A 7,234-nucleotide genomic window follows, 5' to 3' on the forward strand; every position below is an offset into this window, starting at 1 on the left:
CCCCCCCCCCCCCCAAACCCCCCCCCCACCCCCGCGGCGGGGGGGGGGGGCGGCGCGGGCCTGCGGGCCACAAAAAAAAAAAAAAATACCCCCCCCCCCCCCCCCCCCCCCCCCCCCCCCCCCCCCCCCCACAGGGGGATCTTCATTGAGCAGGGTGAAATTACTACTTTAGTACTGGTTTCCCTGTCTATCGTCGCATTCCCAACGTCCCCCGACTGGCATGTAATAGGTCCATAACTATAAGGACCGAACCCATGCCGCGTGCCCGACGTCGCCTGTTGCGCCCTGCTCTCGCCGCCCTGTCGCTGAGCCTGTTGTTGAGTACTGCGCAGGCCGATACCGCGCTGTTCTCTGCCGACGGCTATCGCATTGGCCTGTACCGCAGCCCGACGCCCGAGCAGTTGCAAGGTGCAACCATCGTCGACACCCGCGCCCTGCAGACGCTGCTCAGCCAAAACCCGCGCCCGGTGCTGATCGACGTCTACCGCCGTCAGTGGCTGCAAGGGCAATTCATCGAAGACCAGCCCCATGAAAACCTGCCCGGCAGCCACTGGCTGGCCAATACCGGTGACGGCGACCTGACGCCCGCCTGGCAGGATTACTTTTCCCGCAACCTGAAGTCACTGACGGGCGGCGACCCGACGCAACCGCTGGTCTTCTATTGCCGCTCCGACTGCTGGTTGAGCTGGAACGCGGTCAAACGCGCAGCCATCATGGGCTATAAAACCTTGTATTGGTATCGCGATGGCCTGGACGCCTGGCAAGCGGCCAATCTGCCGGTTTCGCCAGCCAGCCCCGAACCCTTTCCCTGAAGCTTTACGCGTGCGTGTAGTTGCCACACCATAATCAAAATAATGAGGTGAAAGGCCATGTACAAAATTCTGATTGCCGACGATCACCCGCTGTTTCGCGAAGCCATTCACAACGTCATCAGCGACGGTTTTGCCGGCAGCGAAGTGATGGAAACCGCTGACCTGGACAGCGCCCTGGCACTGACCCAGGAACACGACGACCTCGACCTGATCCTGCTCGACCTGAACATGCCCGGCATGCACGGGCTCAATGGCCTGATCAACCTGCGTAACGAAGCGCCGACCATTCCGGTGGTGATTGTCTCCGCCGAGCAGGACAAACAGATCGTGCTGCAAGCCATCACTTACGGTGCCGTGGGTTTTATCACCAAGTCTTCACCCCGCGCACAGATGACCGATGCCATCCAGCAAATCCTCAATGGCAATGTCTACCTGCCCCCGGACATCATCCGCACCGCCAAAAGCAGCACCCAGCGGCGGATGAACGACACCCCGAGCTTCCCACCCGAACTGCTCCAGGCCCTGACCCGCAAGCAATTGCAGGTATTGGAGCGCATGACCAAGGGCGAATCGAACAAGCAGATTGCCTACACCCTGGAAATCGCCGAGACCACGGTCAAGGCCCACGTCTCGGCGATCCTGCGCAAGCTCAACGTGCACAACCGGGTGCAGGCGATCCTGAGTGCCGGGGATATTGATTTCGGGTCATACCTGCGGCGTTGAGTCAGAAAGACCGCTGCGCGCCTTTCGCGAGCAAGCCCGCTCCCACAAAGATTCAGGTGATCCTGTGGGAGCGGGCTTGCTCGCGAAGGGGCCAGCACCGACACCCGGAAAATCAAGGCCTGCCCAACAAATGACTCATCGCCGTCTTCAGCTTCATCGGCCGCACCGGCTTGTGCATCAGGGTGTGGCCCAGTTCACGGATCTGCTGCTTGAGTTCATTGCTGTAGTTGGCCGTGATCATCATCGCCGGGACCGGTGACGCGCGCCGGGCATTGATCCGGGCGACGGCGTCGACTCCGTTGCGGTCGTTGTCCAGGTGGTAATCGGCTATCAGCAAGTCGGCCTCGGCGTGGTAGTTGTCCACTTGCCGCGCCAGATCTTCCTCTGACAGCGCTGTCACCACCCGACACCCCCATCCCTCCAGCAAGGTGCGCATGCCGGCACAGATGGTCGCATCGTTGTCCAGCACCCATATCCGGGCACCGCGCAGGCGTTCAAGCATCGGCTCGCTCATCGGCAATGTCGGCGGCGGTTTCGGCGCAGTGGCGCTCAGCGGTACTTCGACCGAGAACATCGAGCCCCGACCCGGCCACGAGCGCACATGAATGCGATGCCCGAGGATGCCGGCAATTTTCTCGACAATCGCCAGGCCCAGGCCCAGGCCGCGATCCTGATCGGGTCGCTGCACATCGCCGCGCTTGAACTCCTGGAAAATCTCCTCCAGGCGATGCTCGGCAATGCCCATGCCGCTGTCCCAGACTTCGATCGTCAGGCACTGATGATGCCGCCTGCAACCCAGCACCACGCGACCACTGCAGGTATAGCGAATCGCATTGCTCAGCAGGTTGCGCAGAATGCGCGCCAGCAACTGGATGTCGCTGCACACCAGCGCCGAACAACCGATGAAGTGCAGTTGCAGGCCTTCACTGCGCGCCACCTGGGTGTATTCGGCGGCCAGGTTGTCCAGCAGTTCGCTGAGGGCGAACGGCGCGACGTCGGCCTTGATCACCCCCGCATCGAGCTTGGAAATATCCACCAGGGTGCCCAGCAGGTTTTCCACGTCTTCCAGGGAATTGCTCACGTTGCGCACCAGGATCTCGCTGGACATCGGCTCGCGCCGTTCCAGCAAGGCACTGGTAAACAGTCGCGCGGCATTCAACGGTTGCAGCAGGTCATGGCTGACGGCCGCGAGGAACTTGGTTTTCGACAGGTTGGCCTGCTCGGCTTCCTGCTTGGCCTCGCGCAAGCGTGACTCGACCAGGCGGCGCTCATCGATCTCACGCAGCAACTGATCGTTGAGGGTGGTCAATTCCGCCGTGCGCTCGCGTACCCGCAGCTCAAGGTTCTGATAAGCCTGATGCAGCGCCTCGGCGGTGCGACGGCGTTCGGTAATGTCACGGATCAGCACGAAAATCCCCACCACCTCGCCACTGGCCAGGCGGTTGGGCACATAGGAGCGCAGCATGTAGCGCTCCTGGTCGTTGACGTTGGTTTCGGCGAACTCGAAGGTCACGCTCTCGCCCGCCAGCGCCCTGGCCACGTAGGGTTCCAGCCGCTGGTAATGCTGTTCGCTGTGCACTTCGCGCAGACTCTGGCCGAGCATCACGCCCCGGGGCCAGCAGTACCACTCTTCGTAGACCTTGTTGGTGAACTCGTAGACCAGATCGGCATTGAGGTAGGCAATCAATGCCGGCACGTGATCGGTGATCAGGCGAATCCAGTGTTCGCTTTCACTCAGCGCCTCGGCGTGCTGGTAGCGTTCGGTAATGTCGGTGAAGGTGTTGACGAAACCGCCGGTGGGCAAAGGATGGGTGCGGATTTCCAGGACCCGGCCATCGTACAGGCGCTGCTCGCATTCCCTGACCGGTCGGCCGTTGCCATCGCGACTGGCCGGGGTCAGCAGGTTCAACTCGCTGTCGGCGATCACCTCGGCAAACGGGCGATGGGCAGCCACCGGCGCCAGGCCGCTCAACTCCAGGAAACGCCGGTTCCACAGCTCCAGAATGCCCTCGGCGTTGACCATTGCCACCCCTTGGGACAGGTTGTCGACCGCCCGTTGCAACAGATGCGACTTCTGCGCCACCGCCTGCTCACGGCGCACGGTTTCGCTGAGTTTGACGTCGGTAATGTCGGTGAACAGAATCACCCGCCCACCTTCCTGGGTCGGCCGCTCGCTGACCTGCAGCCAGCGCCCGTCCTGCAGGCGGTAAAGCAGGTTTTCGTCGGCATGCCCGCGTGGCTCTTCGGTGAACAGGCCGTTGTTCATCATCAGGCGCTTGACCTCGGTCAGGCGCATGCCGGCGTTGATGCGCATCCGACTGCTGCTCCAGAACGCCTTGAAGCGACTGTTGAACAGCACGATGCGCTGCTCGGCGTCGAACAGGACGAAGGCGTCGGAAATGCTTTCGATGGCATCGATCAGGTGTTGATGCGCCGTTTCCGCGCGCAGGCGGGCTTCGCTGAGCAAATGATTACCAGCCTTGAGTTCCGCCATGGCCTGGTTCAGGGCATCGGTGCGTTCGCGCACTTGCTCGGCCAGCACCACCGAATGCTGGAATGCGGCGTACGGATCGTTGCCGCGGGTCACCCCGGACTCGACCCGTTCGATCAGCGCGCCGTTGATGCGCTGCAGTTTATGGTTTTCGAGGCGCAGCCTGGCCAGTTCGGCCTGCAGCTCAGCGATGTCCTGGGGCACGGCCACGGGCAATGGCAACGCCGGTGAAGGTCTGGTTGATGTGCATGCCATTGAACTGTTCTCCATAGGTGTTGAAACCCATCACCCGTTGCTCACGCAAAAACGTGCCGATCCGGTCAAGACTGCCGTCGTCTTCGAGTTCCAGACGCCGCAGGAAACAGTCGCAACCGATGGTCAGCAGCAAATCACCCAGGCGCTCCTGCAACCCCTCGAACAGGCTCTGCAGGTTCGGCAGCATCGGGCCCGGGGTCATCGCGGTGAGGACGATGCCGTTTTCCACGGCGCAGTAGAAACTCAGGCTCAGGTCCGGATGCACCTGCTGGATGGCCCGCACGTAGTACTGCTGGTTGATTCGCACCGCCAGCGGGTGCGCGGCGAAGACCCGGTGATCAAGCTGCGCCACCGGCACGCCGATGTGCCGGGCGTACTCGGCGGCTGCCGGCTCGGCATTGAGTTCGAAGACCCGGCGCAAGGTGCTGTCGGCCCCGGTGACCACCAGCTTCTCGGCGCGGGGCAACACGTGGTGGGTGGTGAACACTTCGAAATCCAGCCAGGTATTGACCAGCACCACGACGGCCGCGCCGCTGTGAAACTCGCCATCGAAGTACACATGGGTATGGGTCAGGTAGTTATCGTCGCCGGCCGAGCCGCCGAAATGCGGAATGTCGCCCAATGCCGCGCTCAAGGCCGCCAGGACCATTTCTTCGCGGCTGGACAGGCCATCGAGCAAGGTCAGGGCAAAGCTGTTGCCCTTGATCGGGGCCAGGGTGTTGCTGCGACAGCCACTGACCAGGCGCTCGACCATTTGCTGGGCGTCGATCAGGCTGAAGTGCTCCATCTGGTCGATCAGCTCGATCGCGATGGAAAAGTGCCGGTGATCGAAGCCCACCGCCGTCACGCAATTGCGCCCGTAGCCCAGCGGGGTGATCTCCCCGGCGCTGGTGCAGCCCACCAGGCGAATGCCGCCGAAGCTTTGCTGCAAGGCCTGGCCCAGTGCCTGCAAGTCGTACTCGGCGGAACAGAAGAACAGCACGAACCCCAGGTGCGGATGCAACAACTGTCCTGCCAGTTCCTGCGCGACCTGCCGGGCATCGGTGGCCTGGGACATTGCACTGACGACGCCTTCGCTCTGCTGCATCCTTACCTCCCGCTGGTGCGTGTGTATGAGGTACGAGTGTACGAAGTCTGTGGGGGGCGACGAATGCTACTTGGGTAGCGGGTAGCCGCTTCGATGGGATGAGACGGTTGGCGACCCTCGCCGCGATGCGCACGGCCAGGGCCACCTCCCGGGTTTACCAGGTCAGCACCGCGCCCACGGCAAAGGTGTCGGTGTCTTCATTCTGGGCACTGGTGTCGTGGCCGTTGATTTCGAACTGGTTGTACTCGGCCACCAGCTTGAGGTTGTCGTTCACGTCATGGAACAACGCGATGCCGCGGGTCTCGTAGTCCGCGCCGCTGCCGACCACGCCGTTGCCATCGTCATTGGTCTTGCCGTAGGACAAGGCCAGGCGGTTCTTGCCCAGTTTGTAGGAGCCCTGCAACAGGTATCCGTCGCTGTCGACATTGCGCAGGGTCGGCTCGCCGGCATTGTTGGTGAAAAACGGGTTGATGCCCTTGGCCTGGAAACCCGACCCGGTGAGGGACAAGCCGCCCATCTTCGCCTGTACACCATAACCGACACCCTTGGAGGTGACGGTCTCGACTGTGGAATCAGTGTTGTCCGAGGTCTGGTAGCTGCCGTTGACCCAGCTGTAGATCTTTGCCCCGGCCAGGTCGAACTGATAGGTGATTTCGCTCTCGGTACGCGGGTTTTCCTGATAGGCCTTGCCCGTCGGGCTGCTGTCGTTGGTGTCCACCGGGTCCATGATGCCTACCGCCACACGCAGGCCGTCCATCACCGGGGTGCGATAGGTTATCTGCGAGGTCGGGAACGGATACGGGTAACCGGTGCCGATGTTGCCGAACGACACCCCGCCGCCATCCACCAGCCCCAGCGTATCGCTGACCTGACCGTAACCGGCGAGCATTTCGTCGAGCAGGATGTTGGAGCGGGCGAACAGCCCGAAGTCTTTGCCGATCAGCACTTCGCCCCATTCCGGGTTGGCTACGGTGCCATAGAACTGCCGCACATCGATGGCTGTGTCGGTGCCGTTGGTTTGGCTGTCGTTGATGGTGACCCAGAACGAGGCGCGGGCGCCGAGCTTGAGATCGTCTACCTGCTTGCCCATGTTGAACCCCAGGTAGTTGGGCAAAAAGCCCATCTTTACCCGCGACTGCCGACGGTCGAACTGCTCGCCGGCCCGGTCGACATCACTGTTCACGTAAAAGGCGTTGATGTAGCCGTCGGTGGAGAACGTCGTCTGGTCCTTGTCGTACAGCATGATTTCCGCCTTGGCCACCGGGCTCAGGCCAAGGGCAGACAGGCTGGCGATGAAGGCTGGCAGAAAACGATGCGTGAAGTTCTTATTGTTGTGCATGGCGCGCTCCGAAACGGGGACTGAGTGTCGGAGGCGATTATCGAAACCTGACCGGCGGCGCCATACGCTGCCTTGGGGGTGGTTTTCAGCTGCTTTGGACTGGACGGCGGTGCGTGACCACTATGGCGTACGACCGCTGGTCGGCGAGGCTCGCAACTTAGGGTGTAGGCCTGCGGACCTGATTGGAGTCCGCAGGAACCGGTACCGGTCAGGCGTTGGCTTTGAACAGCATGTAAGCGGCGACCACCACGCAGATGCTGGCGAACCCGACCTGCAACCCCCGCGCCGGTACCCGCGCGCACAGCTTGCGGCCAACGATCATGCCGGCGATGCTGGCGCCGATGAAAGCGGCACCGACGCCGTCAATGCGCACGCCGGCATGGAACGCGCCAATCACCCCGATGGCGGAAATCAGGCTGATCACCATCAGCGAGGTGGCGACAATCCCGCGCATTTGCACATCGGTCAGTTGCTTGAATGCCGGGACGATCAGAAAGCCGCCGCCCACCCCCAGCAACCCCGACACC

Annotated in this window: 6 protein-coding genes; 2 read left to right on the forward strand and 4 right to left on the reverse strand. The window is 62.2% G+C overall.

Features of this window, described 5'->3' with window-relative positions:
• Positions 1-254: 254 nt before the first annotated feature.
• Together ACCD00_RS29655 and ACCD00_RS29660 are read left to right on the forward strand one after the other, a co-directional pair.
• A complete protein-coding gene (locus ACCD00_RS29655; RefSeq protein WP_413428768.1) occupies positions 255-812 on the forward strand; it encodes a PQQ-dependent catabolism-associated CXXCW motif protein in 558 nt (185 codons plus the stop codon).
• A gap of 57 nt (positions 813-869) precedes the next feature.
• Positions 870-1,535, forward strand: a complete 666-nt coding sequence (locus tag ACCD00_RS29660) for a response regulator transcription factor (RefSeq protein ID WP_008017467.1) — start codon at positions 870-872, stop codon at positions 1,533-1,535.
• 112 nt (positions 1,536-1,647) lie between these two features.
• On the opposite strand, the gene nahK is transcribed toward ACCD00_RS29660, so the two are convergent.
• From nahK to ACCD00_RS29680, 4 genes are all read right to left on the reverse strand, one after another.
• Positions 1,648-4,281: a hybrid sensor histidine kinase/response regulator NahK/ErcS' gene (gene nahK, locus ACCD00_RS29665; RefSeq protein WP_413428769.1), complete on the reverse strand. Its 2,634-nt coding sequence runs from the start codon at positions 4,279-4,281 to the stop codon at positions 1,648-1,650.
• A complete protein-coding gene (nosP, locus tag ACCD00_RS29670; RefSeq protein WP_413428770.1) occupies positions 4,211-5,368 on the reverse strand; it encodes a nitric oxide-sensing protein NosP in 1,158 nt (385 codons plus the stop codon). Before nosP ends, nahK begins: the two co-directional genes overlap by 71 nt.
• Positions 5,369-5,522: 154 nt before the next feature.
• Positions 5,523-6,707 (reverse strand): porin, encoded by a 1,185-nt coding sequence (locus tag ACCD00_RS29675; RefSeq protein ID WP_413428771.1) that lies wholly within the window; start codon positions 6,705-6,707, stop codon positions 5,523-5,525.
• Positions 6,708-6,915: 208 nt separating this feature from the next.
• On the reverse strand, positions 6,916-7,234 hold a 319-nt coding region (locus tag ACCD00_RS29680; RefSeq protein ID WP_413428772.1), incomplete at its 5' end, for a TSUP family transporter.

The sequence above is a fragment of the Pseudomonas sp. Pseusp3 genome, from assembly GCF_047304225.1.
Taxonomy (GTDB): domain Bacteria; phylum Pseudomonadota; class Gammaproteobacteria; order Pseudomonadales; family Pseudomonadaceae; genus Aquipseudomonas; species Aquipseudomonas fluorescens_CD.